We start from the raw sequence: 24,086 nt of genomic DNA on the forward strand, positions 1-24,086 counted from the left end.
GCTGGTGCAGCGAGCCTATCGACCACGAGCTTTCAATGGCTCGATATTCAGGGTTTCGTCGGTCAGGGATGCCTGAATCGATTGTTTCCAGTGAGTATCCCGTAAATCTTCATTCAATTTGAAATAGCCGGCAATCGAAATTAACTCAGCTTCAAGACTTTGGCAAAACACCCGAGCCGCGGTATTGCCTTTGACACCTGCCAGCGCCCGACCACGCAACGCGCCATACACATGGATATTGCCGTCAGCGAGCAATTCTGCGCCGGCCGATACCGGTGCCAGAACAATCAAATCACCACCGGCGGCATAAATCTGCTGCCCGGAGCGAACCGGTGTGGTGATCACTTTGGTTTGTGTCGGGTCAGGACTGTTAATCGGCGTCTCGGTGCCAATGGCGTCCTCCAGTACTGGAGCACTGCCGGCTTCAAACAAATCTTCTGTAACCGGTTCCGTCGTATCGCCACCGGATACTGATGTATCACTGTCCACTGCAGTCTGAGCTGTGTCCGCTGTATCAGATGCCGTTGTTTGCGGATCAACAGCTTCAGAACCATGGGTATCAGCAGAGGAAGTCTTAGTGTTAGGCTTTGATCGACTATTGCTCAATATGGCCAAATTTAGCTCTTTGGCGGTAGTTTGCAGTTCTTCATTGGCGCCGCGCAATGCCACAACGATGAGACCAAATTCCAGACACAATTGCTGGATGGCGTGTAAATCCGGAGCCGGGGCTTCGTCTTCATAAACGTCTAAACTGAGAACTGCTGGTGCCTGTTGAAAAAAGGCGGGCGCTTCAGCGACTTTCAGAGTCAGGTCTTCGCGCAGGCGTTGCAAGTCACCGTTGGCCAACTCTAACAGAGTTAAAGGGAATAGCCCCCCTTTAAGGCGAAAGCTTGGGGCGTGCGATGACTGATCCACCGCTAAAGAAGAATCTACATTCATGAACAACACATTACCTATTGGTCGTCGATCAGTGACACTGACCGAATACTTGCCGGTTTATACCGTGTCGGTTTGCGCTAAGCAAGGTGCCGGCTACTCTATTTTTTTGATGAGGACAATACAAAGCGTGCATCGTCTATCTTTCGAGCGATCCGTGTAAAAGGCAACCTAAAACCTGTTGATTTCGATGTGCCGCACAATCACCGGCTTGCTACAATCAGCACTGACGCGCTGTCCATTTTTTGGATCAAATCCTCTGTCTCTGTCGAAGCTGTTTTTATTGAGTACTTCTTTATGACTACAACCAACGTGACCTGTCCCAAATGCAATGCCAAAAATCGTCTGCCTACTGATCGTTTGGGAGATGGACCGAAATGTGGCAAGTGCAAGAAGCCGATATTTGCAGGAAAGCCTGTTGAGCTGTCTTCGGCGAATGTTGCCGCGGTGTTAAACCACAACGACATTCCTGTATTGGTGGATTGCTGGGCTCCCTGGTGTGGTCCCTGTAAAAGCTTTGCCCCGGTCTTTGAGCAGGCCGCCCGCGAATTGGAGCCACGCTTGCGGTTGGCGAAATTGAACACAGAGGCGCAGCAGGGGATTGCAGGACGCTGGCAGATACGCTCGATTCCAACACTGATTCTGTTTAAGGCAGGCAAGGAGGTGGCGCGTTTGTCGGGCGCCGTTCCTCTGGGGCAATTAAAACAGTGGTTGGGGCAGCAGGGGGTACTTTAAAACAGGTAGTACTCAAAACAGGCAGTACTCAAAACAGGCAGTACTCAAAACAGGGCGTTCTTTAACCTGCTTGTTCCGGTTTTCAGCTCAGGCGTTCCTGCAGCCAGCGGGAGATGTCCTGAATTTGCGGCAGGCAGACCTCGTGCTGCATGGGGTAGGTGGCGTACAGTGGTTCGTAGCCTTTGCTTCTTAACAGCTCCACCGCTTGTTGACCCAATAACTCTGACACGACCGGATCCTGGGTGCCGTGTGAAATAAAGATCTCCAGTGCTTTGTTGGCCTCGCTTGGGATCAGTGTTTCGTGGGTGGCAAAATAGGTGGACATGGTCATGAGTCCGGCCAGAGGTTTAGGGAAACTCAACGCGGTTTGATAGGCCACAGCACCGCCCTGCGAAAAACCGGCAACAACGATGTTATTACTGTCCACACCGCGTTCAATTTCCCGTTCGATCAGAGCCTTGATGGCCTCGGCGGATTGCAGAATCTGCGTGTGGTCGATTTTTCGATCAATGTCCATGCTCAAAATGTCATACCAGGCGGGCATGACCATGCCGCCGTTGATGGTGACAGGAATACTGGGCGCATGAGGAAAGATAAAACGAACCGCCAGTGACTCGGGCAGGTGTAATTCCGGCACGATAGGGGCGAAGTCATCGCCACTGGCTCCCAGGCCGTGAAGCCAAATCACAGAGGCGGTCGCTGGCGTTTGCTGTTCGATTTCAATGCAGGGCAGGTAGCTCATAAGCGGCGGATCTCATGCTTTCTTCTGAATGTGGGGGCTTTTTCTGTGCTGCACAGCTTACCTGTGGGTTGACTGCTTGTCGATGCAGTCAGAATACGTATACTGTTTATGTGTACAGTATTTGGTCTGGCTTCTTGTATGATTCTTTATATCGCCGAAAAACCCAGCTTGGGACGTGCTATTGCCAGCGCGATTCCCGGCTCCCATAAGAACGCCGATGGGCATATTCAGTTGGCCAATGGCGATGTGGTGAGCTGGTGCATTGGTCATCTGCTGGAGCAGGCCGAGCCGGATGCCTACGATCCCAAATACAAAAAGTGGTCTCACGACACATTGCCCATCTTGCCGCAAAAGTGGCAGTTGATCCCAAAGCCCAAAACCCGCAAGCAACTGTCGGTATTGCGCAAACTGGTTAAACAGGCGGATCAACTGGTACACGCCGGCGATCCGGATCGCGAAGGGCAGTTACTGGTGGACCAGGTCATTGATTATCTCGGTGTCAGTAAAACCAAAAAGCAGCAGGTGCAGCGCTGCCTGATCAGTGACTTGAACAAACCTGCGGTTCAAAAGGCATTAGCCCAGCTGCGGAGCAACCAGGACTTTGTACCTCTGTCGACCTCCGCACTGGCCCGTTCGAGGGCCGATTGGCTGTACGGTCTCAATATGACTCGCGCTTACACCTTGCAGGGGCAGCAAGCGGGCTATCAGGGCGTGCTGTCAGTGGGGCGGGTACAAACCCCGGTTCTTGGACTGGTGGTACGCCGGGATCATGAGATTGATCAGTTTGTCCCGCACGATTATTTCGATGTCTGGGCGCACGTCCTGACGACCCATGGGGAGCGATTCAAAGCGAAATGGGTACCCAGTGACAGCTGTGGGGACTTTCTCGATGATCAAGGCCGCAATCTCTCAAAGCCGCTGGCGGAAAACGTTGCCGGGCGAATTGAAGGCCAGCCGGCGGAGCTGGTGAACTACAAGCGCCAGCAGAAACAACGGGCGGCGCCATTGCCACACAGCTTGTCGAGTCTTCAGATTGATGCCAACAAAGCGTTTGGCTTAAGCGCTCAGCAGGTGCTTGATTGTTGTCAGGCACTGTATGAAAAACACAAATTAATTACCTACCCCCGATCGGACAGTCGTCATCTTCCGCGCGCTCATTTTGCTCAGGGGCGTGATGTAACCCGGACCGCAGTAAAGAATATGGCGCAACTGGGGCGGGCAGAGTTTGAAGAGGCTTTGCCGCAAGCAGATTTCAGTCGCAAAAGCCGCGCCTGGAATGACGCCAAAGTGGATGCTCACCATGCAATTATCCCGACGCAAAAAACACTCACTCGTCTGGCCGATACGGAAGCCAAGGTGTATCAGTTGGTCTGTCGCAATTACATGGCCCAGTTTTTACCACCGGAAAGCTACGCCGAGGTGCGGGCTGAGTTGCGGATTGTGACTGGCTTGTTTGTTGCCAAATCCCGACAAACCACAGATGCGGGATGGACAAGCCTGTTTCCCAAGAGGGCTGCAGCGAAATCAAAACAGGAATCCGGTGAGGATGAGCTGGCCGCAATCCCTTTACCCACCATGAAGGTGAGAGATGTGTTGCAGTGCGAGCGGGGGGAAATTGTCACCAAACAAACCAGCCCTCCGAAACCGTTCACCGATGCCACCTTGTTGTCTGCCATGACGGGCATTGGCCGCTTCGTGTCAGATCCCGAATTGCGAAAAATTCTGAAAGAAACTGATGGGTTGGGCACTGAGGCCACCCGAGCAGGCATCATCGAGTTGTTGTTCAAACGGGGGTTCCTGATTCGCAAGGGGAAGGCGATCTCTGCCACGGCCGCAGGCAAAGGACTGATAGCGGCTTTACCTGACAGTGCGACCTGGCCCGACATGACAGCTCGCTGGGAGTCACAACTGGAAGCCATCAGTCAGCGTGAGACACAGTACAGTCACTTTATGGAGCCTATGGTGGAGAGTCTGTACGGCCTGATCGATCAGGCGAAAGGCACTTCCTTTGAGGCTCTCAAGAGCCTGGGAAAACCCAAGTCGAAATGGAGCCGGCCCAAGCGGCAAGGTTCCGTCAAGTCGGGTGCCAGTAAGAGGAAGGCAGCAAGCCAGTCGCCCGGGGGTTAGAGTTGTAACAAGCCTTTGAGACCGGCAACAAGAACACTTAAGCCGGACAACATCAGTAGTCCCATGGCACAGCGACGCAGCGTCAGTTCATTAATGGGGGGCTTAAAACGTTTGCTTAACCATGTGCAGATAATGATCCATGGAACGCCGGCGGCAATCAGCCAAAACACGTCAGCAGGCACTACTGAAACAGTGGATACGATGGCGATACGTATAACCGCAGTAGCCCAGAATATCGCCAGCAGGGTGGTCAATATGGTTTTAATGGGCAGTGGCTGGCGGTAAGTCAAATAGGCGATGGGCGGGCCGAAGGCGGCAAATAGACCGCCAGTAATACCGGCGACGGTTCCGGTGCTGGCGATAATGCGTTTGGATGAGCGCTGTGTAAGCGGTTGGGGTTTTTGCAGCATTAACATACCGCAAAGAATGATGGTAATACCAAAGGCTATTTTCAGGCCATCTTGCGAGTGAGTGCTGAGGCTATCTAATAACCAAACGCCTAAAATCGTTCCGGGGATACAGCTCACCAGCATCCATCCCAGCAACTGTCTATCAATATGTTGCAGGTTGCCTCTAAGTGCGGCGGAGGAGTTTACGAGGCTTAGGAAGCTGACAGAATAAGCGAGAATGCTCAAAGGCAGTACGTCAAAGGCTCCCCCCAGACTCATCACAATCAGCGCAAAGGCAAAGCCAGTATTGGTCTGAATGTAACAGGCCAGAGCAAAGATGCCGAAGGTCAGCGCCAGTGTGCTGTATGTGAGTTCCAATGAATTGCCCTTGATAGAGTGTGGGTGAAGAATACCGGCTATTGTAAAGTGTTTGGTGTGCCATCACTCCGGCCAGCTGGATGGAGAGAGTCAGTCCAGAAAGACTGTAGTGATGTATCAAGATACGGGCGTTGGTGAGTAATACCGACTTGTAATTAAGTAACTGATAAAAGTAAGCTTTTCTAAAAAAATGGCTTGACTCGTTCGGGGAGCATCCCTATTATACGCGCCTCAACAGCAACGCATCCGTAGCTCAGCTGGATAGAGTACTCGGCTACGAACCGAGCGGTCGGAGGTTCGAATCCTCCCGGATGCGCCATATTAAACGAAAAAGCCCGGCCTTGTGCCGGGCTTTTTCGTTTAACGGCCCACTCCGGTCGGGTGAAAACCTCCTCAGGTTCGATTAATTGCGCAGCAATTAAGACCGCCGAAGGCGCCCGTAGGGTGCCAAAAGCCCCAAGGCTTTTGGCAGTCCATCCTCCCGACTTGGCACCTAACCCGAAAAATCTCACTTGGCCATGCGCTGGACTATTTCGTTTAACGGCCCACTCCGGTCGGGTGAAAACCTCCTCAGGTAGATTCGGCGCGTCCATGCGCCTCTCCCTTCGGGCTTCTTCGAAGTCCCAATTTGATCCGGTCAAATTGGTCGATTAATTGGGCAGCAATCAAGACCGCCAAAAGCGCCCACAGGGTGTTAAAAGCCCCAAGGCTTTTAACAGTCCATCCTCCCGGCTCGGTGGCACAATCTCTCTATCTATCCCCGAATTTATTTCAGAGCGCATCCGGCCGGCCATGTGCCTTTACAGTGGTTGGCACCCCTGAACGGCCAGACCAATGTTGGCGTATGTAACGGCTTCCTCATAGCGCTCAGCAGCATTGGTGCCTTTGGCTATTGCGCTGGCATCCAGTTCAGGGTTGACCAGTTCAACCATTTGTACCCAGGCATCCAGAGAGTTGCGGTCTTGTTTGTACGCATTGAAAGCTGCGTATATTTGATCACAGCTTAAGCCGTTCATTCCTGCCATGGACATGTTGCCCAGCTGACCTGCGGTCTGGCAGCCGGTCAGTAGCAGTACGCTAAAAATCAGTTTTTTCATGAAATCCCCAAAATGGTCTTAAGTTTTAATTGGTGCGGACGGCTTCGACAGTGTCTTATCGCCTATTCAGATACAGGCCGGGTAAGATTGTCGCGGCGGGCGCTATTATTTGGATTTTGGGGGTGTAGTGCCAGTGTTGAATGTTGATTTCGTGCAGTTGGCGACAAGATTGGGGTGGATAAACTCAGGCGGGTTGTTTCAAAATTGCTAAAGACGCTACAGCCGAACCTCGCAACACTTCGTTCTCATGCTCTCCAAAATCAGATTCCAGCAGCATTTCAATACAGGCATAACCCATTTCCACAATCATACGGCCTCTGATGTTCAGTAGTGGCTCCGGCAAATCCATGTCTTGTTTTTGAAAGGCGTCCATCAGGACGGCAGTCATGGCTTTATGGCTGTTGATACGAATCTTTTGCAAGTCGGGGTGCATGCGCATAAGGATCATGAGTTGTTTGCCGGCGATGAATTCCCGAGTGACGCCCAGTGTCCGGCGCATGATTTCTGTGACTTCATTAAGAAACACATCTTCTTCAAGGGTCAGGGGCTGCTCTATCTCCTCAAGTATGCGGTTCTGCGTTTCCATCAGGCGTGTTGCCAGTACATGAAGGACCGCAAATTTATCTTCGAAATAGCGGTAAAAGGCGGGAGGGCTGTAGCCAGCACGGGCAACGATATTGTTGGAGTTCAGTTTTTCCAGTCCGGATTCGGCCAGGATCTCCTGGGCGGCCAATAACAGGGATTCATAGGTTTTTTTGGCTCGGCCCTGTTTGGGTGTGGTCATCCGTATCTCTCAGATTCATGTTACCTCAGTCCGCAGTATCGCTTTGCAGAAAAGGCTTGGTTGATGCGCGACAAATTTTCTTGACATTATATAGTAATTACTACCAGAATACTAAAGCTAGTTTTTACTATTTTATTGGGTGGAAAGGACATGAATAGATCGCTAACGGTGGCCATTGCCGTGACAGTGACATTACTGATCGGTTGCTCTGAAGGGGAATCGATGCAAAAGCAGGCTGATGTATCGGCTGTTGTACCAACACAAGCGGATATTGCGCGTGCCGAAGAGATCTCTCCAGCCGATGCGGCGCTTGCCGGCATTTATGAGCGATCCTGCAAGTCCTGCCACTCATTGGTCGACGCTAAAGCCCCGCTGACCGGACACAAGGCCTCCTGGGATAACCGCATTGCTGAAAAGGGCATTGAAGGACTCATAGCGTCTGCCCGCAATGGATTCAACGGCATGCCTGCTATGGGCTTTTGTGCGGATTGTAACGATGAGGATTTTCGCGCACTGATTACTTTTATGGCCGGTAGGGAGAACGGATTATGACGTTGAACCGTCGCAAAGTTTTGAAAATGGGGTTGGGTGCCGGTGTTGCCCTGACCAGTATTCCTGTTGCCCAATCGGTGATCTGGAGCGGTAAGGATTTTACCCGACCTGGATATGAACCCGCCTTGCCTGAAGCTCCCGAGGGGCGTGCGGCCTGGCAAAACTGGTCTGGCCTTCACAAGGCCACGCCAAAAGAAATCTTTGTGCCGGCCGATGCCGCGGCACTGGCGGAAAAAATTGGCGCCTGGTCAGGTCGTGTGCGCCCGGTCGGCAGCGGTCACTCCTTCACACCGCTGGTGCCCAGCCAGGATATGATTGTCGACATCAGTCGCCTGTCAGGTCTGATCAGTTATGATTCGGCCGCTAAAACGGCGACGTTTGGCGCAGGCACCCGATTGCGCCAGACGGCTCAGTTGGCAGCCAAAGTCGGTCTGGCTTTCCCTAATATGCCTGACATTGATGTCCAGACGCTGGCCGGGTCTTTTTCGACAGGGACTCACGGCACAGGTCGTAGGCTTGCTGCCATTCACGACGGGGTTCAGAGTTTCCATATGATCACCGCCACTGGCGCTATGCTTGATGTATCCCGTGATAGCCATCCCGAGTTGTTTGCTGCTGGTAAGGTATCTCTGGGTTCTCTGGGTGTGATAACCGATTACACCCTGAGAATGGTCGACAATTATGCCCTGACACGCACCATCACCCTGGCCCGAACCGATGACATCATTGCCAATATGCTGGATCTGAGCAAAGCGCATCGCAATTTCGAGTTTTATGCCTTACCGGGATCGGACTACTCGGCGGTCATTATCCACGACAGCTATGACGGTAAGCTGGAAGGCAGGCCACCGAGTAAGGATGAAGACTTTCTCGCAACCCTGAAAGATTTGCGCGATACCCTGGGCTGGTGGCCATGGCTGCGACGCAAGGCCTTCGGTGCCTATGCCTCGGCCTTTGTGCCTGATGATGGGCCCATGGAAGAGGCCACGGACGAATATTGGAAGCTGCTGACCACCAGCCGACCAACCAAATTCAACGAAACGGAATATCACATACCGGAAGCCAATGCCCAGGCGGCTATCACGGAAATTAACGCTATCATGAGTTCACGCTCAGACGCCTATTATCCTATCGAATGCCGTTTCACCGGCCAGGATGATGCCTGGCTGAGCCCGTTCAATGACGGAGTTCGTTGTTCGATTGCGGTTCATACCCCGGCCGATGAATCTTATCGGGTGTTGGCGGACGTTATCGAGCCAGTGATGCAACGCCATGGCGGGCGTCCGCATTGGGGCAAAATGCACAGTCTGGGTGAGGACGAGTTGATGGCGTTGTATCCGGCTTTTGCCGACTTCAAGGCATTGCGTAAGGAAATGGATCCGGACGGCAAGTTCTTGAATCCGCATTTGGCCAAACTCTTTGGTGAGGATCTGGCTTGAATATGAGCGGAGTAAATGCAGATCTTTTTCGGAGGCTGACAGCGGCTTTGCATCAGGCGGGCTGTGGTCAGCCCACGCTGGTCATTGACAAGCAGGCCCTGGATCACAATGTCGCGGCGCTGAACACGGTTACCGCTCGGGGCTTTGATTATCGCATCGTCGCAAAGTCACTGCCTTCGCCCGGTTTAATACGCTATTTGATGGAGAAGACCGGCACCAACCGTCTGATGAGTTTTCATCTGCCGTTTATTCTGGAAGCCGCCCGGCATTTTCCGGACAGCGATATTCTGCTGGGCAAACCCATGCCGGTGGTTGCCGCAAACCGGTTTTACGACCGGCTGGGGACTCAGGCGGGTCGGTTTGATCCCGCCCGTCAATTGCAATGGTTGATCGATTCTGAAGACAGGCTGCGGGAATATGCAGCTCTAGCGGACCAACTGGGTTGCCATATGCGCATCAGCCTGGAAATCGATATCGGTCTGCATCGGGGTGGCTTCCGTGACATGGCGGCGTTTCGGCGCAGCCTTGAATTTATCCAGGGGCATGAGCGGCTGACGCTGTCCGGATTGATGGGCTATGATGCCCACGTCAGTAAGATTCCGGGCTTTCTCGGTGGCCTGGATAAGGCCTTCACTGCGGCCGCTGAAGATTATGCCCGGCATGTTGACCTGGTTCGTGAGGTTTTTGGCGAGGCAGCTACCGACGCCATGGTTTTTAATACTGGTGGCAGCACGACGTATCCACTTTATCAAACGCCTGCTCCGGCTAATGAATTGTCAACGGCTTCAGCGCTGGTAAAACCAACGGATTTTGACGTACCTACTCTGGCGCATCACCAGCCTGCGGCGTTCATCGCCACGCCGGTGTTGAAAACGGTTGAGGCACCGGAAATACCCATGGCTCCGCGACTGTCTGCCGTACTGCGCAAAATCGGCGTTATGCCTCACAAAGCCTGCTTTATATATGGTGGTAATTGGCTGGCGCAGCCGGTCTGGCCAGCAGGAGCACATTGTAGCAAAACCTTCGGACATTCCAGTAACCAGGAAATGTACGACCTGCCAAAAGACGCAACAGTTTTTGTCAATGATTTCCTGTTTTTCCGGCCAGCGCAAAGCGAGGCTGTATTTCTGCAGTTTGGTGATATTGCCCTGGTCGATGGCGACACGGTTAGAGAATGGTGGCCGGTTTTTGATGCCGGCCATGTCTAACGACAGTTTGTGATCCTTTCTTTGTGCCACAGTTTTTGTGGCTGTCTGTTGTAACCCTATTGGTTACGACATGTTTTAGCATGAGAACAATAAAATGATGTTGGCCATAGTGTTTCTGCTCATTCCGGCGGTCCTGATTATTCTTTCGCAAAGAATCACCGTGTTCGACAAGATTGGGGTCGTGATTCTGGCCTTTCTGAGTGGTTTTGTGCTGGCGTTTGCCGTGGATTTCAAGGCCCTGTTTGGGGAGGCATCAGCCAATTCAGTCATGCAAAATCTGTCAGAAATCAGTGTCGCTCTCGCGCTGCCCCTGATTCTGTTTTCCATGAATGTGAAAAAGGCATTTGTGACCGCTGGCCTGGCCATGAAAGCCATGCTCCTGTCCCTGCTGTCGGTGGTGGTTGCCAGCTTTGCGGGCATGCTGGTCTTTGCCGACAAGATCGATAATATGTGGCAGGTAGCCGGTATGGCCGTTGGTGCCTATACCGGGTCTGGCGTCAATATGGGGTCAATCAAGACGGCCATTAACGCGGATCAGCAAGTCTTTCTCAGCATGATCACCTACGACATTATTTTTTCCGGCTTTTATATCCTGATCGTGATTACCTTGGGTCAGAAAATCACCGCTTTGTTGTTGAAGCCCTATGTCTATAAAACGGATGAAGGGACTGCAGAGCCCCACGGTATGGAACATTTGGCCGATGAATCTGCTCACGGCTACAAGTGCCTTGTACAGCGACAGAATTTGGTGAAAAATTTGTTTGCACTGCTGGCTGCCATGGTGGTTTTAGGCTTGTCTGTTGGTGTGTCCTCTCTGTTCCCGGAAGGGTTGTCGTCAGTGATGACCATTGTGCTGCTGACCAGTTTTGGTATCGCCGGTTCCTTCATCAAGCCCCTGCACGGGCTGAAAACCAGTTTTCACCTGGGTATGTATCTGATCCTCGTCTTCTGCGTCACTTCGGCCGCGATGATGGATACGAATATTTTCTTCGACATGGATTATGGCATTGCGGGTTATATCGCCTTCCTGCTGCTGGGGTCGCTGGTCATTCACGCTGCACTGTGTCGCTGCTTCGGTATTGACCGGGATACCTACCTGATCTCTTCTGGAGCCGCCATTGTGTCGGTTCCCTTTATCCCGGTGATCGCCGGTGCCCTGAAAAACCGGGAAATACTGATCCCGGGTTTTGCTATCGCGATTGTTGGTTATGCGGTAGGAAACTACCTTGGAATTCTTGTGGCGTCGGTGGCAAGGATGATGATTGGTTCCTGATGTTTCCAGTTTCTGGCGGGGTAATTTTTAGTAACTTGTTGATATATAAGGTTGTTTTATTGTTTCTGACGATGTCTGCTGATTGTCCAGCTCCCTGTTTTGAATAATCGCCTTACTGTTTACTTGACTCCCGAGCCGAGCTTCCTTAATATCCGCGCCCTGCAACGCATCCGTAGCTCAGCTGGATAGAGTACTCGGCTACGAACCGAGCGGTCGGAGGTTCGAATCCTCCCGGATGCGCCATCTACAAAGGGCTTGCCAAACGGCAGGCCCTTTTTCATTTGTGGGCATTGTGCCTACGGTTCGGATTCCCGGTCGGGTGAAAACCTGCCCAGGTAGATTCGGCGCGTCCATGCGCCTCACTCTGCGGCAATCTAAAGCGCCAAAAAAAGCAGCCACCAGGCTCACCCGCTAACCACACTTTTGCGATTCTCTGCGCTGTAGAGGCGTCTTCCGTTTTTTATGCTATAGCTTATTGGTTGATACTGTTTCTGTGTTTTGGAAGATTGATCAACAGGTGTTGTGAACGTATTCGCACATTTGTACCTTTTTTGATTAGGCAAAGCTGGTTTAATCCCTCCCTCATTAGAGACTTCAGTAGTGGAGTTGTTGTTAACAGTCTTGATTACAGGTTTTATATACGATGAAAAACAAGTATCTATCCCACTTCGGACTATGGTTTTCCCTTCTGCTACTGTCAGCTTGTGGGGCGCCAAATACGCCTCAAGCCGTGACTGATGCGTTCTGGAATGCGGTGATCGACAATGATGCTGCTGCGGTGGTCAAACTGTCCACACTGACGTCTGAAGAGGGATATGACAGCTTTGGTCGTGAATGGAATGGCTTTGATTTGAAGCTGGGGCGAGTGGTTATCGATCGCGAAAAAGCCACAGTAGAGGCTGTACTGACAAAAGTGACTGCCGAGCGTGAGGATCAGCGTGAGTTGACGACCTATTTAATCCAGCGAGATGACCAGTGGTTAGTGGATTACACCCGCACCAGTCGCGAGGCTTCCGGAGGAGAGTTGGGTGCTCTTTTTGGGCGTATCAGTGATGCCATTTCAGAGAAGTTCGATAACACAAGAAAAGCGACTGAACCTGAAATAGAAGACATGAATCAGCAGCTGCAGGCCATGTCAGACGATCTGGCAAGACAGGCAGAGACGCAGATTCAGCAATACAGTGAGGAGCTCAGCGATTATCTGGATGAGTTTGCGGATTCCATTGAAGGCTTACTTGAGGATAAACAAGGCGAGTTGTCACCAGAGGATCAGCAGAAGCTGAGTCAGATGATCGACCGCCTCAGGACCAGCCAGCAAAGCCTGGATGAACCCAGCTTCAGAGCGATCTCAGAGGCCACTGTGTCTGCAGGTATCACCCAGTCTCAGCTGGCATTAATGGATGAAGGCGTCGTTGGGGAGAATCTTGAGGAGTGGCGTCAGGAATATCACGAAGCCATGGAAGAGATGAAAGTCTTTATCCGTGAATTAATGAATGATCAGGGGCAGTGAGCAGATCATTCAGTAAAGCTTTGAGTTAGCACTCCAAAAAGTGTGCAGGTGACAAATTGACCCCATCAGTCGTTGACTAGTCCGGGATCATTTCCATCTGCACATTTTGTTCTGTCGGAAACACGGCTGGTCCGAACTGATTGTATATCGCCACATCCGCTGCATCCCGGCCATAACCAATGGCCACATAGCCGCCCTTTTTAAATTGCTGGGTGGCGTCAAAAGTGTACCAACTGCCCGCGACATAAGCTTCAAACCAGGCGTGCAGTTCCATGGGCTGCAGACCGTGTAAATACCCCACCACCATACGTGTTGGAATGCTGAGACTGCGGCACAGGGCAATGCCCAGATGGGCGAGATCGCGGCAGACGCCAAAACGCTGCTGGTTCACTTCAGTGGCTGACACCGGCAGGGGGCTGCTTCCAGGCTGGAAGGCTATGTTGTTGAAGAGCCAGCGCTCGATTTCGGCAACCTGATCGTAGCCAGGCAGTTGATTGGCGGTGATCTCCGTGGCCATGTCGCCAAACCGGTCAGATTCACAATAGCGACTGGGCAACAGGTATTTCAAAACGCTGTCTGGCAGATTTTGCACTTCCACAAATACTCCGCCGGGCAGTTGGTTCATGCTGTCGGAGGTTTTGATTTTGGCTGATGTGTAGATGGTGAATTCGCCGGGCTTGGCAACCAGACGCTGGCAGAGGTTACCAAAATCATCGGTAAACTCAAAGGCGGGCACATTGGGGTAGAGTAAGTACTCTTCACTGGCGACCCATTGTTGAGCGCCACTTCTGGGGCGCAGCATGAGCACAAAGGGGGTGTGACAACTGATTGAGAATTTGAGCTCGCAGCTGGTTTGTAACCACATACACTGACCTCGATAGACGGAGACTTGAACAGACTAGCTGTCTTATGAGTCAGTGTAGTGGCAAATTCATGACAAGCTCTTGAGTTTATTCTCAAGCTGTCTTTGCTGGCGCCTGTTTCAGGGGTTATTGGCAACCCAGTTGCCGCAGGCTTTCTCCATAATCTGATTGCTGTTGCCCTGCAGGGCCTTAATGCGACTGGCGCGATCACACTCCCATTGGACGACTGGATACATTCTGTCCCAGGCTTCCATTAACTGCCGTGTTTTCCGTGACATGGAAAAATGAGAGTAGGTGGCATCCATATAGAGGTAGGTGCGGGTGATGCGGCCACGGGCAGACTCCGGTGGCTCTGCTTTATGGTTTTCGATCTTCATCGCACAGCTGCTATAACTGGCAGGATATCCCTTCCGCCCAGTATAGCTAGGTCTGTTGGGCTCAAAGTGTTAACCCTGCATTCAAGTTGGATGGAACCGCGACGTCCATTTTTTTAGGTGGGTCCAGATTTAAGGATTCCATCAGTTCCATATAGGCGTGAGCATTGGAAACTTGTAAACGAGGATTAAATTGCTTTTCTTCGGCGATGGTGCTGACGGTCAAGCCACGATAATCGTGGCCAGGGTAGACCCTGGTGTTTCCTGGCAGGGGCCAAAGTTTTTCGGTGATGCTGTGGTATTGCTGCAAGGCGCAGCCGCTTTGGAAGTCTGTTCGTCCGCTGCCTCGAATCAGCAGTGTGTCGCCGGTGAAAACACGCCAGCAGGGTTCCTGTTTTAAAAGGAAGCTGTAGGAGTCGGCGGTATGACCGGGGGTATACATGGCAAGCAGCTCCAGACTGCCAACCTGAATGGTCTCACCATCACAAACTTTTCTGCTAATCCCCGTGGCAAGGGAATGTTCACCGTGCAGGGTTTCGCAGTTGAATTGTAACTGCAACTTACCCAGGGCGGTAATATGATCGGCGTGAACATGGGTGTCCAGGGCAACCGCCAATTGCAAGTCCAGTTCGGTCAGCAGTTGCTCATACACTGGCATCTGTTCGAGAACGGGATCGATCAAGATTGCTTTACGAGAGACATCGTCTGCTAACAGGTAGGTATAGGTACAGCTTTCCCGATCAAACAGTTGGCGAAATATCATGACGGTATTTTACTCCTGAATTAACTCAGCATTTTGCTGACGGTTGCGGTGAGCAGACCTGCAACACTGAGTGCGAAAAGTTTTTGTAATTTTTCCGTCGGTATATGACGGGCCAGCAATGTGCTGAGAGTGATTCCTGCAACGCTACCCACCACACATAACAGTAGGGGCGTGACAGCTGTTTTCTGATAGCTCAGCTGAAACACAAAGCCGCTGGCGCTGATCATGGCAATCACCAGCAATGAAGTGGCAATGGCTCGCTGCATGCTCATGCCCAGCAACAGCGTCAGCGCCGGTACAATCACAAACCCACCACCAACGCCAAACAAGCCGGACAACAACCCGCAGCCTGCTCCTATAACAAACAACTGCCAGGAAGAGGTTACGTTGTGTTTGCTGTTGATTCTGGAGTTTGGAACTGAGGAACCACACCACATACGCCACGCCAGAAATCCGGCCAGGACCGCAAAGGCCGTCATCAGTAAGGTTTCGGGAATTTGCATGCCCAGCCAGCGGCCGGCAGGTGCGGTGGCCATGCCAGAAAGTGCCAGCATGACACCCACTACCGGGTCTACAGAGCGTTGTCGCCACCGCTGCAGAACGCCGATGGTGGCAGCCGCACACACAGCTCCAAGAGCGATGCCGATAGTGTCATTAAGTGACAGGTCCAGGGTCAACAACAACAGCGGTACCGCGAGTATGGAGCCGCCGGCCCCGGTTAAACCCAGCACCAGGCCAACACAGAGGCCGGTCAAAATTAGCAGCGCCATGAATCAGCGCTGCACATCCTGAGGCCGGACGAACCAGCGCAGGCGTTCTGGTTCATCCGCCAGGATTAATTCATAGGTGGTGGCGTTCGATCGATCTGCCAGTAGCTGCTCGCGACCTTGTTCGAGACAAGTCGACAATGGCGTTTCGCAGGTGTCCGGTGCCTGGATTGTCCTGCGAGTGAAGTCCACATCAACCAGCGACGACGGTAAGTTCATCGGCTGTCCCTGGTAGCGCCAGATGTTTGCCTTGGGATCGAACTGGTAATAGGGCAGCAGGCGCCAGCCGTGTTCGGCGACCAATTCCACAGCAGATACCAGATAATCAAAGGTGGATTCGTCGATAAAATAGTTAAAATTAAGACGGGTCCAGCCGGGACGCAGCACCATATGGCCTGCCAGCAATTGCTCTTCAAGTGCTTTGCTGTAGGTCATGTCCATACCCAGCAGGCTGTGTCCATAGGGGCCGGCACAGGAGCAGCCGCCGCGAGCCTGAATGCCAAACAGATCATTCAACAGGGCAACCACAAAGCCGTAATGCAGATCCTTTTCCCCGTGACGAATGCGCAGCGAGGTAATGGACAGGCGCGGCACATCGATGGCTCCCAGAATGTCTATATTGTCGTGCTGGGACCAGCGAGCCACGGCTCGTTCAACAAAGTCCGCTTCGCGTTTTTCGATGAAGTCGGTTCCCACCTGTTGCTGCAGGCGGAACACCAGTCCAGCTCGAATGGATTCTACAATGGCCGGGGTGCCGCCTTCCTCGCGACGTTCTGGGTTGTCGATAAAACGGTGGTCTTCCGGGGTGACGTACATCACCGTGCCGCCACCCGGTACCGCTGGCACCCGATTGCAAAACAGTTTGCGTTTGGCCACCAGCACACCCGGCGTACCTGGCCCGCCGATAAATTTGTGTGGTGACAGGAAGATGGCGTCTTTGTCGCTCATATCAATACCCACATAAGGACCGGCAGCGGCGTAATCCCAGAAGGACAGAGCACCGTAACGATGCAGCAGACTGCTGACGGCTGTTACATCGGTCTTGATGCCGGTGACATTGGAGGCGGCGGAAAAGCTGCCAATCACCAGCTTCCGTTGCTGAACCCTCTGCAGGGCCTGCTCCAGAGTCTTCATGTCCAGCTGGCCGCAACCTGTAAGAGGAATGCTGATGACCTCGGCAATACTCTCGCGCCACGGCAATTCGTTGGAGTGATGCTCGTAGGGGCCGATCAGAACCACAGGGCGCTCGTCCTCTGGAATTTGATCGAGTAGGGCGTAGCGATCGTTCAAGTCGGCCGGCAGGCGAAGGTTGAGAATATCGATAAGCTTGTGGATGGCAGCGGTGGCTCCGGGACCACAGAAGATTACCTGATCGTCTTCGGTGCCGTTGACGGCTGACCGAATCTGCTGCCGCGCCTGTTCTCTTAGCCGGGTGGTTTGTGCACCGGTAAACGAGGTTTCGGTATGGGTATTGGCGTAGTAGGGCAGTACACCGTGTTGAATGGTGTCTTCGATCAGGCTCAGTGCACGACCTGAGGCCGTGTAATCCGCGTATACCAGCGGCTTGAGTCCGAACGGAGTGCGTATTGCGGTTTTTTCACCAATAACGGCCTGGCGAATGGCATTGATCAGTTCTGACATGAGGTCTCTTCAAACAATATTTTCAGGTGTTTATTGGGGTGAAATCTTACGTGGGTTGGCCTGAAACATTGTCTCTGTTTGTCCTGATATAAAGCTCTTTATCGGAACGAAGTTTCATAAAGGTGCTAAAATATGGAAAATTATTCTTGAGTGGGTTGTTCTTATGAATTTTGATCAACAAGATCGCCAGATTCTGGAGCTGTTGCAGGTGGATGCCAGCTTGTCCGTGGGGGAGGTGGCCGAGCGGGTCGGCATTTCAAAGTCCGCTTGTTGGCGTCGCATTCAAAAGCTCGAAGAGGCTGAAGTGATTCGTCAGCGGGTCACATTGCTCAATCCCGATAAGGTCAATTTGCCCCTGATGGTATATATCGCGGTACGTACCAATCAGCATAACGCTGCCTGGTCCGAGCGATTTCGCGAGGTGGTGGCTGGCATCCCTGAGATTCTGGAGGTTTGTCGAATGAGTGGCGATCTGGATTACCTGATCAAGGCCGTGGTGAGTGATATGCCGGACTACGATCGCTTGTATCAGCAACTGATTCAGGCAGACCTGTTTGATGTCAGTTCCAGTTTTGTGATGGAGACGATGAAGCAGACAACGGTGCTGCCGTTGTCGCATATGCAGGATCTGTAGTGGTAACCGTTTGCGCCCCGGCGGGTTGTCAAAACCCGCAGGCGCGCAATTTGTCAGTTTCGGGTTTCCAGCAACTTTACCTTGCCGGTTGCACCGTATTCCATGTGCAGTTCCCCTTCATTAAACAGGGTAATTTCGGCGCGGAAGCGTAATTGACGCTGGATTTTGTCTTCCAGGCGGGCTTTAAGGTCTTGTTGGTTGGATTCACTGAATGTGCCCTTGCACTCAACTTTCACTTGCATGGGGGGCTCAATTACAGGCGATTCCGAGTCTTTTACGATACGAATGTTACCGGTGACCTCGTCTTCAAAACTCATTACCAGATCGCGCACAGCGGTGGGGAATACATTGACGCCTTTGACCAGCAGCATGTCGTCAACTCTGCCCAAAATATCGAAACGCATACCCGGCAAACCACATTGGCACGGGGTCATTTTGACTCGCATTTTGTCGCCGTCCATAAAGCGAATCAATGGCCCGCACTCCCGATCCAGACCGGTGTAGACAAACTCACCCTCGGCGCCATCTTCCCAGGGCAGAACGGTGTTGGTGTTGCGGTCATAGAGTTCGATGTAGGCACTGTCGGGTGAAATAAAGTGCATGCCGTCGTGCTCTCGACACTGGCTGAAAATCGGGTTCAGGCATCCGGTACCGCCACTCATGTCAAAGATCTCGGCGCCGCCAAAACCTTCTGACAGTTCTTTGACAATCTCTGGCACGCTTCCGCCAGGCTCGCCGTAAACCACCAGCGACTGAAGCCCCAGCTGACTTAAGTCAATGTCGAGTTCAGTACGTGCTTTTTTCAGCAGTTGACGAGCAAAAGACGGGGTGCACACCATGTGGTGTGGACGCGTGAGTTGCATCATCTCGGCTACCTTGGCAGTACCGACAAGGCCGCCAATCGGAATCACGTTAGCGCCAAAAGACAACAGTGCATCCACCGTGGGAATACCCGCGACCCACATGCTCATAACGCCCGCCATCATGACTTTGTCACCTGGCTTCAGACCACACATCTCCGCGAGACGGGCAAAGTTTCGGGCAATGACTTCCCGATCCCCTGCGGTGTGCCCCTGAAAACTGGGTGTCCCTGTGGTACCCGAGGAAGCACTCATACGATTGACTTCACGGATGTCGCAGGTCAGATGCATACCCAGCGGGTGCTGGAATTGCTTCATGGATTCTGCCTGGCTTTCCCGCTCCTCGTACTTATCGAACAGGGGGTAGTCTTTGTATTGTTCCAGGGAAGTGAACTCGTGCGGGTTGACTCCAGCACGATCAAATTTGTCCCGATAATATGGGGATTGTTCGTAGACACGAATCAGCTGTTTTTTTAATTTTTCAAACTGCATTTTCTTCAGCTCAGGATGATTCAGATCCAGTCGCTGTGGTGTCTTCCAGGAGGCATCGGTCATCGAAATTTCACTCTCAAGTATCGGTAAAGGGTTGGAGTTATCGTTATGTCGCCGCGAATCAGGCGCCGATGAACTCTGGTTTACGCTTTTCGATAAAGGCGCGCCGACCTTCATGCAGATCATGACTGTCCAACATGAGGTTACGCTTTTCGACGCCGATAGCGGCATTTTCTGAAAAGCTGCGGCTGAAGCTCTTGACGGCCATTTCTTTAGTGATACGGTTGGCTAATGGACTCAATGCCGCAATTTTGTGCGCCCACTCCAGCGCGGCGTTTTTTACCTGGTCATCGGCGACCACCCGATTGACCAAGCCCGTGCGGTAGGCCCATTCAGCATCACGCTGTTCTCCCATCAGCAACAGTTCCAGGGCGTTGGCGACACCCATAATACGCGCGCCGTGCATGGCGGCATTGATCGTCGGAATACCGATTTTGCTTTCCGGCAGCGCAAAGCGGGCGCTCTCGCCGGCGATGCGCAAATCGCAACCGAGTGCCATGCTTAATCCCTCACCAATACAGTAGCCTTGGATCGCAGCAATGATGGGTTTGTCACAGAAATATTCACCTTCCAGTTCGACGTCGAACTCCGACGCCAATTCGGTGGCATCGCCTTGTTTGCTGGCAGCTTCAAGAGCTTTGATGTCTACGCCGGCAGAAAACGCTTTATCCCCTGCAGCAGTGATGACAGCCACCCAGGCATTATTGTCATCCCGAAATCGGGCGGTGGCGGCATTGAATTCCCGGTACATTTCAGGGTTGAAAGTGTTCATCGCTTCCGGGCGGTTGAGCGTAATGACAGCCACGTGTTGATCGAGTTCGTAGGTTACTACTGACATTATTAATTTTCCTGCAGTTATTGGAGTCGGTATTTTTTGCGTTGTAGGATTATCCCCGGGGCACCCATAACTCACCATGACTTGAAAAGTCGGGTATTGGTTGAGCGGCTTAAAGGGGGATAAACGTCGAATTGAAACCGGCTTTGCAAGAAAGGCTCAGGGTCTGTAACCCAGTGAAAAATCAATAGTGTAAGAGAGGGTGATTGAGGTTGTGATTGACAAAGTTGGGGAGTTCCAGCGTAGCGTCCTCCGCGCAAAATGTAGATACTAAAATGTCTGGGGTAGCGGTATAGGCCAGTGGCCCGAGCAGGTTTTCAATGTAGGAGTGGATAAGGAAGCTTTGTGGTTTGTTGTTGAGTATCACATTAAACCGAAAGGTCAGTCCCGGGAAGCGGGATGCGGCTTGTTGTTGCCAGTTGTCCGGCAGATATGGAGAAGCTTGTAGCTGTTCTAATAGCCTGCTGATCTTGTTGTCTTTATCACCGTGAAAGTACAACCGTTGCTGCAGGGACAGCATCAGAACCGACAGGGTTCCCCCCCAATCTTGATCGAGATTCTGGCTTTCGACATAACTGAAAAGAAATTCAAAAAGGTTTTTCGATTTGCCCAGCGTACCCTTGGTGTCCAGTTGTGCTTGAAACCCGACCCAGGCTTTGTTGACCATGAGGATGTCTCCCGACATGTCCACAGCCACAGCCGGATTCGGGTCTAGCGCTTTGAGGCCAATGACAATTTCCTCCCGCCGGTGAGAGAGTTCCGGATCAGTGAGGTTGAAACTGTGATTGAGGTTGATATAGCCGGCGGAGAACAACAGGTTGGTGGTGTCCCTGATGCCCAGATTCAGGGCGTCAGCGATGCGTATGACCATATCCTTGCTGGGCTGGGCCGCGCCTTTTTCTAAACGGCTGATGTGGCGACTGGCGGAATCAATCCGGGCTGCCAGTTCCTCCTGGCTGATTTTGTGGACATTGCGCCAAAATCGCAAAAGTTGACCAAAATGTATACTGTGATCATTCTCATCCGCTGTTTTTTTGGGCGCTGTCATAGTGTCTCCAGTCATTTATGCCCACCTCTAGGTCTACATGTGTGTGGACCAGTCAGTGAGAATAGCCGTTTCCAGACTAAAACGGACTTTCAAAGTCATGGTAACTTGCTCTCCTGTTGCAGACAATGCCGATCATCCTCAAAAGACTTTGTCCAATAAATAGAATAGTAATCGGGAGATTTGCGCATGTCCAAGACACCATTAAAGGGGTACTCTTTGAAACACTGTTTCCTGGGGGTAAGCCTCTTGGCTTCAGCAATACACAGTGCCATTGCCAGTGAGACCTGGAGCATTGAAGAAGTGGTTGTTACTGCCCAGAAACGGGCCCAGAGTTCACAGGACTTGGGCATGGCAGTCTCGGCTATCTCCGGTGAGTCCCTGCGGGATCAGGGGATTTCCCAGGCTGAGGACTTGGCTCGTGTTATCCCGAATGTCAGTTCCCTCAACGTCTCCGGAGGGGGAGTTCCCATTGTGATTGTGCGTGGTGTCGGACTGCAAAACTTCCGTGTTAACGACAGTCCCACAACCGCATTTTATGTGGACGACGTCTATCAAACCTCAGTGGTTTCTGCCGATTTCACCATGTTTGATTTGGAACGGGTTGAGCTGTTGAAAGGACCTCAAGGTGGTCTTTATGGCCGCAACACCATCTCCGGAGCCATGCAAATCATCTCCCAGCGTCCCGATTCTGAGGACGGTGTCAATGGTTATACCAATGTCGAATATGGCAAATTCAACCGCCGCAAACTGGAAGGCGCTGTCGGTCTGCCCCTGTCTGACAGAAGCGCTTTGCGGGTCAGTGGCCGTTGGGAAGAGAGTGACGATCGCCAATTTGAAAGTGTGACCGGTGGCTTCGATCACGGCGAAATAGATCGTTGGGCTGCTCGCGCCATGCTGAGCTTCAACCCCACAGATAATGTGGATCTGCTGTTCAAAGTACACGGCGGTGCCGACCAGTCCGAATTGCCGTTAATGCAGCCAGTAGGTATTTTCGCCGATTTGGGTGCTTTTAACCCAAATGTCGGGTTGTCTTCCCTGACGCAGACGTTGTGTGATTCCGTGCTGGCAGGGCAAGGTGTGAACGGCGATTGTGTCTACAACAACAACGCCACAGCTTCGGACTATGGTATCCAGGGTGATTACGATTCAGCCTCTGACATGGGCGGTTTTCTGGACAATGAGTGGCAGGGCGCCAGCCTCAACGCTCAATTTTCCTTTGGCGACTATGTTCTGACCTCAATCAGTGCCTACGATGGCATTGATTATCGTCGCTTCACCGACATGGATGGTCTGCCCATTGAGCATTCCCATTCCGATTACAATACCGAAATCGATGCCTGGCAGCAGGAATTCCGCCTGGCATACGAAGGCAGTGACGTTGTCAGTTGGGTCGTCGGTATCAACTATGCCGAGGATGAACTCACCGAAGCCTCAATTGCTTTGGGTAAAGACGGTTTAATGCCGGTGGCCTTCAATGGCGCTGAGCTGCTCGAGCAGAATTACGAACAGAGTACTGAGGCTCTTGCCGTTTATGGCCACGGAGAGTGGCGTTTTGCCGACGACTGGAACCTTGTCGGCGAGATGCGCTACACCGATGCTAAAAAATCCTTTACGGGTCAGGAAAATTTGTACATACCAGCGTTTGGTCTGGTACCTTTCCTGGCGGCGGATGATTCCCGCAGCTTTGAGGATGTGAGCGGCAAACTGGCGCTGGAGTGGACGCCAAGCTTGGATCTGTTGGTTTATGCAAGCGTGTCTAAAGGCTTTAAAACCGGAGGTTTCTTTGGCGGTTTTGCCACTGAACCCCACCAGTATGAGTCTTATGACTCAGAAACCATTCTGGCCTATGAGACTGGTTTTAAGAGTGATTGGTTAGACGGCCAGCTGCGGGTGAACGGTTCACTCTTCTTCTATGACCGTAGCGATGTGCAGCAGAGCGCCACCGACACCAGTGGCAGCGTAGCAGTGACCCGTCTGACCAATGTCGGGGACGTCGAGGCCAGTGGTGCCGAACTGGATGTGACCTACCAACCCACGCGCGCCTTGAGCTTGCAATTGGGACTTGGTTATACCGACTCCACACTTGTGGATAGTGATTTGGTCAGTGCTACTATCCCCGGCTTGACCGAAAGTTCTATTGAGGGTACCAATACGCCCAATTACTCTCGTGTCAGCGCGAACTTTCTGGGACAGTACGAGCAGGACCTGACCGATGCGTTATACGGTCGCCTGCAGCTGGAAATCAGTTATCGCTCTGAAAGGGATTTGAATCTGGTCACCAACCCGTTGGAGGATGCTCTGCTGACCGAGCCCGAACAAACGTTAACCAATGTACGTGCCGAAGTTGGCTCTACCGACGGTAGCTGGAAAACAATATTGTTTGTCGAGAACCTGACCGATGAGCGCTATCGTAGCTTGATGCGTGATAATGGCCTGCGCGGAATGCATACCCTCTATGGTGATCCTCGTACCTGGGGAGTGTCCTTTACCTACAACTGGTAATGTAAGGTAAGACGCATCAAACTGATGATGGAGTTGCCAGTTACCGGGTTTAGGCTTGGCTTGGTAGCTCCATCCAG

General features: G+C 52.3%; 21 protein-coding genes, 2 tRNA genes and 1 pseudogene. 11 read left to right on the forward strand and 13 right to left on the reverse strand.

Features of this window, described 5'->3' with window-relative positions:
- Positions 1 to 15: 15 nt before the first annotated feature.
- Positions 16 to 939 carry a septum site-determining protein MinC gene (gene minC / locus KOI40_RS13935; RefSeq protein WP_216098138.1) on the reverse strand — a complete coding sequence of 308 codons (924 nt, stop codon included), beginning with the start codon at positions 937 to 939 and terminating at the stop codon, positions 16 to 18.
- 294 nt (positions 940 to 1,233) lie between these two features.
- On the opposite strand from minC, the gene trxC reads away from it, so the two are divergent.
- On the forward strand, positions 1,234 to 1,671 hold the full coding sequence (gene trxC / locus KOI40_RS13940; RefSeq protein ID WP_216098139.1) for a thioredoxin TrxC: 438 nt from the start codon (positions 1,234 to 1,236) through the stop codon (positions 1,669 to 1,671).
- Between the two features lie 82 nt (positions 1,672 to 1,753).
- Here trxC and KOI40_RS13945 read toward each other — a convergent pair whose 3' ends face one another.
- Complete coding sequence (locus tag KOI40_RS13945; protein WP_216098140.1) at positions 1,754 to 2,413, reverse strand: alpha/beta hydrolase; 660 nt, start codon at positions 2,411 to 2,413, stop codon at positions 1,754 to 1,756.
- A gap of 138 nt (positions 2,414 to 2,551) precedes the next feature.
- Here KOI40_RS13945 and KOI40_RS13950 point away from each other — a divergent pair, with 138 nt between their 5' ends.
- Positions 2,552 to 4,540: a DNA topoisomerase III gene (locus tag KOI40_RS13950; protein WP_216098141.1), complete on the forward strand. Its 1,989-nt coding sequence runs from the start codon at positions 2,552 to 2,554 to the stop codon at positions 4,538 to 4,540.
- Here the strand turns inward: KOI40_RS13950 and KOI40_RS13955 are convergent.
- A complete protein-coding gene (locus KOI40_RS13955) occupies positions 4,537 to 5,307 on the reverse strand; it encodes a sulfite exporter TauE/SafE family protein (RefSeq protein ID WP_216098142.1) in 771 nt (256 codons plus the stop codon). The genes KOI40_RS13950 and KOI40_RS13955 overlap by 4 nt on opposite strands.
- A gap of 242 nt (positions 5,308 to 5,549) precedes the next feature.
- Between KOI40_RS13955 and KOI40_RS13960 the strand changes: the two genes are divergently transcribed.
- Positions 5,550 to 5,626, forward strand: a tRNA-Arg gene (locus tag KOI40_RS13960).
- A gap of 481 nt (positions 5,627 to 6,107) precedes the next feature.
- Here KOI40_RS13960 and KOI40_RS13965 read toward each other — a convergent pair.
- The gene (locus KOI40_RS13965) at positions 6,108 to 6,404 is read right to left on the reverse strand and encodes a hypothetical protein (RefSeq protein WP_216098143.1); all 297 of its coding nucleotides are present in this window, start codon (positions 6,402 to 6,404) and stop codon (positions 6,108 to 6,110) included.
- Positions 6,405 to 6,588: 184 nt separating this feature from the next.
- Entirely contained in the window at positions 6,589 to 7,188 is a 600-nt protein-coding gene (locus tag KOI40_RS13970; protein WP_216098144.1) for a TetR/AcrR family transcriptional regulator, read from the reverse strand.
- A gap of 150 nt (positions 7,189 to 7,338) precedes the next feature.
- On the opposite strand from KOI40_RS13970, the gene KOI40_RS13975 reads away from it, so the two are divergent.
- The 6 genes from KOI40_RS13975 to KOI40_RS14000 all read left to right on the forward strand — a co-directional run bounded on the left by KOI40_RS13975 (position 7,339) and on the right by KOI40_RS14000 (position 13,170).
- Positions 7,339 to 7,740 (forward strand): c-type cytochrome, encoded by a 402-nt coding sequence (locus KOI40_RS13975; protein WP_216098145.1) that lies wholly within the window; start codon positions 7,339 to 7,341, stop codon positions 7,738 to 7,740.
- The gene (locus KOI40_RS13980) at positions 7,737 to 9,179 is read left to right on the forward strand and encodes a D-arabinono-1,4-lactone oxidase (protein WP_216098146.1); all 1,443 of its coding nucleotides are present in this window, start codon (positions 7,737 to 7,739) and stop codon (positions 9,177 to 9,179) included. The genes KOI40_RS13975 and KOI40_RS13980 overlap by 4 nt, the downstream gene beginning before the upstream one ends.
- Before the next feature lie 2 nt (positions 9,180 to 9,181).
- Positions 9,182 to 10,387: an alanine racemase gene (locus KOI40_RS13985; RefSeq protein ID WP_216098147.1), complete on the forward strand. Its 1,206-nt coding sequence runs from the start codon at positions 9,182 to 9,184 to the stop codon at positions 10,385 to 10,387.
- 94 nt (positions 10,388 to 10,481) lie between these two features.
- Complete coding sequence (locus tag KOI40_RS13990; RefSeq protein ID WP_216098148.1) at positions 10,482 to 11,660, forward strand: DUF819 family protein; 1,179 nt, start codon at positions 10,482 to 10,484, stop codon at positions 11,658 to 11,660.
- A gap of 166 nt (positions 11,661 to 11,826) precedes the next feature.
- Positions 11,827 to 11,903 (forward strand) — tRNA-Arg (locus tag KOI40_RS13995).
- 400 nt (positions 11,904 to 12,303) lie between these two features.
- A complete protein-coding gene (locus KOI40_RS14000) occupies positions 12,304 to 13,170 on the forward strand; it encodes a hypothetical protein (protein WP_216098149.1) in 867 nt (288 codons plus the stop codon).
- A 76-nt stretch (positions 13,171 to 13,246) separates the two neighbouring features.
- On the opposite strand, the gene KOI40_RS14005 is transcribed toward KOI40_RS14000, so the two are convergent.
- From KOI40_RS14005 to KOI40_RS14025, 5 genes and pseudogenes are all read right to left on the reverse strand, one after another.
- The gene (locus tag KOI40_RS14005) at positions 13,247 to 14,035 is read right to left on the reverse strand and encodes a transglutaminase-like domain-containing protein (protein ID WP_216098150.1); all 789 of its coding nucleotides are present in this window, start codon (positions 14,033 to 14,035) and stop codon (positions 13,247 to 13,249) included.
- A 117-nt stretch (positions 14,036 to 14,152) separates the two neighbouring features.
- Positions 14,153 to 14,443, reverse strand: a pseudogene (locus KOI40_RS14010) (endonuclease); the annotation flags it as partial.
- Positions 14,444 to 14,471: 28 nt separating this feature from the next.
- Positions 14,472 to 15,170 (reverse strand): MBL fold metallo-hydrolase, encoded by a 699-nt coding sequence (locus KOI40_RS14015; RefSeq protein WP_216098152.1) that lies wholly within the window; start codon positions 15,168 to 15,170, stop codon positions 14,472 to 14,474.
- A 20-nt stretch (positions 15,171 to 15,190) separates the two neighbouring features.
- Positions 15,191 to 15,940 carry a sulfite exporter TauE/SafE family protein gene (locus tag KOI40_RS14020; RefSeq protein ID WP_216098153.1) on the reverse strand — a complete coding sequence of 250 codons (750 nt, stop codon included), beginning with the start codon at positions 15,938 to 15,940 and terminating at the stop codon, positions 15,191 to 15,193.
- A gap of 3 nt (positions 15,941 to 15,943) precedes the next feature.
- Entirely contained in the window at positions 15,944 to 17,578 is a 1,635-nt protein-coding gene (locus tag KOI40_RS14025; RefSeq protein WP_216098154.1) for an aminotransferase class V-fold PLP-dependent enzyme, read from the reverse strand.
- Positions 17,579 to 17,741: 163 nt separating this feature from the next.
- Between KOI40_RS14025 and KOI40_RS14030 the strand changes: the two genes are divergently transcribed.
- A complete protein-coding gene (locus KOI40_RS14030; RefSeq protein ID WP_216098155.1) occupies positions 17,742 to 18,212 on the forward strand; it encodes an Lrp/AsnC family transcriptional regulator in 471 nt (156 codons plus the stop codon).
- Positions 18,213 to 18,265: 53 nt separating this feature from the next.
- Here KOI40_RS14030 and KOI40_RS14035 read toward each other — a convergent pair whose 3' ends face one another.
- From KOI40_RS14035 to KOI40_RS14045, 3 genes are all read right to left on the reverse strand, one after another.
- Positions 18,266 to 19,627, reverse strand: coding sequence for a phenylacetate--CoA ligase family protein (locus tag KOI40_RS14035; RefSeq protein WP_216098156.1), 1,362 nt, complete (start codon positions 19,625 to 19,627; stop codon positions 18,266 to 18,268).
- 58 nt (positions 19,628 to 19,685) lie between these two features.
- Entirely contained in the window at positions 19,686 to 20,462 is a 777-nt protein-coding gene (locus KOI40_RS14040; RefSeq protein ID WP_216098157.1) for an enoyl-CoA hydratase/isomerase family protein, read from the reverse strand.
- 181 nt (positions 20,463 to 20,643) lie between these two features.
- On the reverse strand, positions 20,644 to 21,507 hold the full coding sequence (locus KOI40_RS14045) for a helix-turn-helix domain-containing protein (protein ID WP_216098158.1): 864 nt from the start codon (positions 21,505 to 21,507) through the stop codon (positions 20,644 to 20,646).
- Between the two features lie 186 nt (positions 21,508 to 21,693).
- Between KOI40_RS14045 and KOI40_RS14050 the strand changes: the two genes are divergently transcribed.
- A complete protein-coding gene (locus tag KOI40_RS14050; protein ID WP_216098159.1) occupies positions 21,694 to 24,009 on the forward strand; it encodes a TonB-dependent receptor in 2,316 nt (771 codons plus the stop codon).
- Positions 24,010 to 24,086 lie beyond the last annotated feature (77 nt).

Origin of the sequence: Pseudomaricurvus albidus (genome assembly GCF_018863235.1) — a bacterium.
GTDB classification, from domain to species: Bacteria; Pseudomonadota; Gammaproteobacteria; order Pseudomonadales; family Cellvibrionaceae; genus Pseudomaricurvus; species Pseudomaricurvus albidus.

What these genes read in the sequence shown, in the direction of transcription:
- KOI40_RS13965 (WP_216098143.1), bottom strand. Translation starts at nt 6,404, where the DNA reads ATGAAAAAACTGATTTTTAGCGTACTGCTACTGACCGGCTGCCAGACC.
- KOI40_RS14040 (WP_216098157.1), bottom strand. Translation starts at nt 20,462, where the DNA reads ATGTCAGTAGTAACCTACGAACTCGATCAACACGTGGCTGTCATTACG.
- KOI40_RS13980 (WP_216098146.1), top strand. Translation starts at nt 7,737, where the DNA reads ATGACGTTGAACCGTCGCAAAGTTTTGAAAATGGGGTTGGGTGCCGGT.
- KOI40_RS13990 (WP_216098148.1), top strand. Translation starts at nt 10,482, where the DNA reads ATGATGTTGGCCATAGTGTTTCTGCTCATTCCGGCGGTCCTGATTATT.
- KOI40_RS13985 (WP_216098147.1), top strand. Translation starts at nt 9,182, where the DNA reads ATGAGCGGAGTAAATGCAGATCTTTTTCGGAGGCTGACAGCGGCTTTG.
- KOI40_RS14000 (WP_216098149.1), top strand. Translation starts at nt 12,304, where the DNA reads ATGAAAAACAAGTATCTATCCCACTTCGGACTATGGTTTTCCCTTCTG.
- minC (WP_216098138.1), bottom strand. Translation starts at nt 939, where the DNA reads ATGAATGTAGATTCTTCTTTAGCGGTGGATCAGTCATCGCACGCCCCA.
- KOI40_RS14050 (WP_216098159.1), top strand. Translation starts at nt 21,694, where the DNA reads ATGTCCAAGACACCATTAAAGGGGTACTCTTTGAAACACTGTTTCCTG.
- KOI40_RS14005 (WP_216098150.1), bottom strand. Translation starts at nt 14,035, where the DNA reads ATGTGGTTACAAACCAGCTGCGAGCTCAAATTCTCAATCAGTTGTCAC.
- KOI40_RS14025 (WP_216098154.1), bottom strand. Translation starts at nt 17,578, where the DNA reads ATGTCAGAACTGATCAATGCCATTCGCCAGGCCGTTATTGGTGAAAAA.
- trxC (WP_216098139.1), top strand. Translation starts at nt 1,234, where the DNA reads ATGACTACAACCAACGTGACCTGTCCCAAATGCAATGCCAAAAATCGT.
- KOI40_RS13970 (WP_216098144.1), bottom strand. Translation starts at nt 7,188, where the DNA reads ATGACCACACCCAAACAGGGCCGAGCCAAAAAAACCTATGAATCCCTG.
- KOI40_RS14020 (WP_216098153.1), bottom strand. Translation starts at nt 15,940, where the DNA reads ATGGCGCTGCTAATTTTGACCGGCCTCTGTGTTGGCCTGGTGCTGGGT.
- KOI40_RS14015 (WP_216098152.1), bottom strand. Translation starts at nt 15,170, where the DNA reads ATGATATTTCGCCAACTGTTTGATCGGGAAAGCTGTACCTATACCTAC.
- KOI40_RS14030 (WP_216098155.1), top strand. Translation starts at nt 17,742, where the DNA reads ATGAATTTTGATCAACAAGATCGCCAGATTCTGGAGCTGTTGCAGGTG.
- KOI40_RS13975 (WP_216098145.1), top strand. Translation starts at nt 7,339, where the DNA reads ATGAATAGATCGCTAACGGTGGCCATTGCCGTGACAGTGACATTACTG.
- KOI40_RS14045 (WP_216098158.1), bottom strand. Translation starts at nt 21,507, where the DNA reads ATGACAGCGCCCAAAAAAACAGCGGATGAGAATGATCACAGTATACAT.
- KOI40_RS13950 (WP_216098141.1), top strand. Translation starts at nt 2,552, where the DNA reads ATGATTCTTTATATCGCCGAAAAACCCAGCTTGGGACGTGCTATTGCC.
- KOI40_RS13945 (WP_216098140.1), bottom strand. Translation starts at nt 2,413, where the DNA reads ATGAGCTACCTGCCCTGCATTGAAATCGAACAGCAAACGCCAGCGACC.
- KOI40_RS14035 (WP_216098156.1), bottom strand. Translation starts at nt 19,627, where the DNA reads ATGACCGATGCCTCCTGGAAGACACCACAGCGACTGGATCTGAATCAT.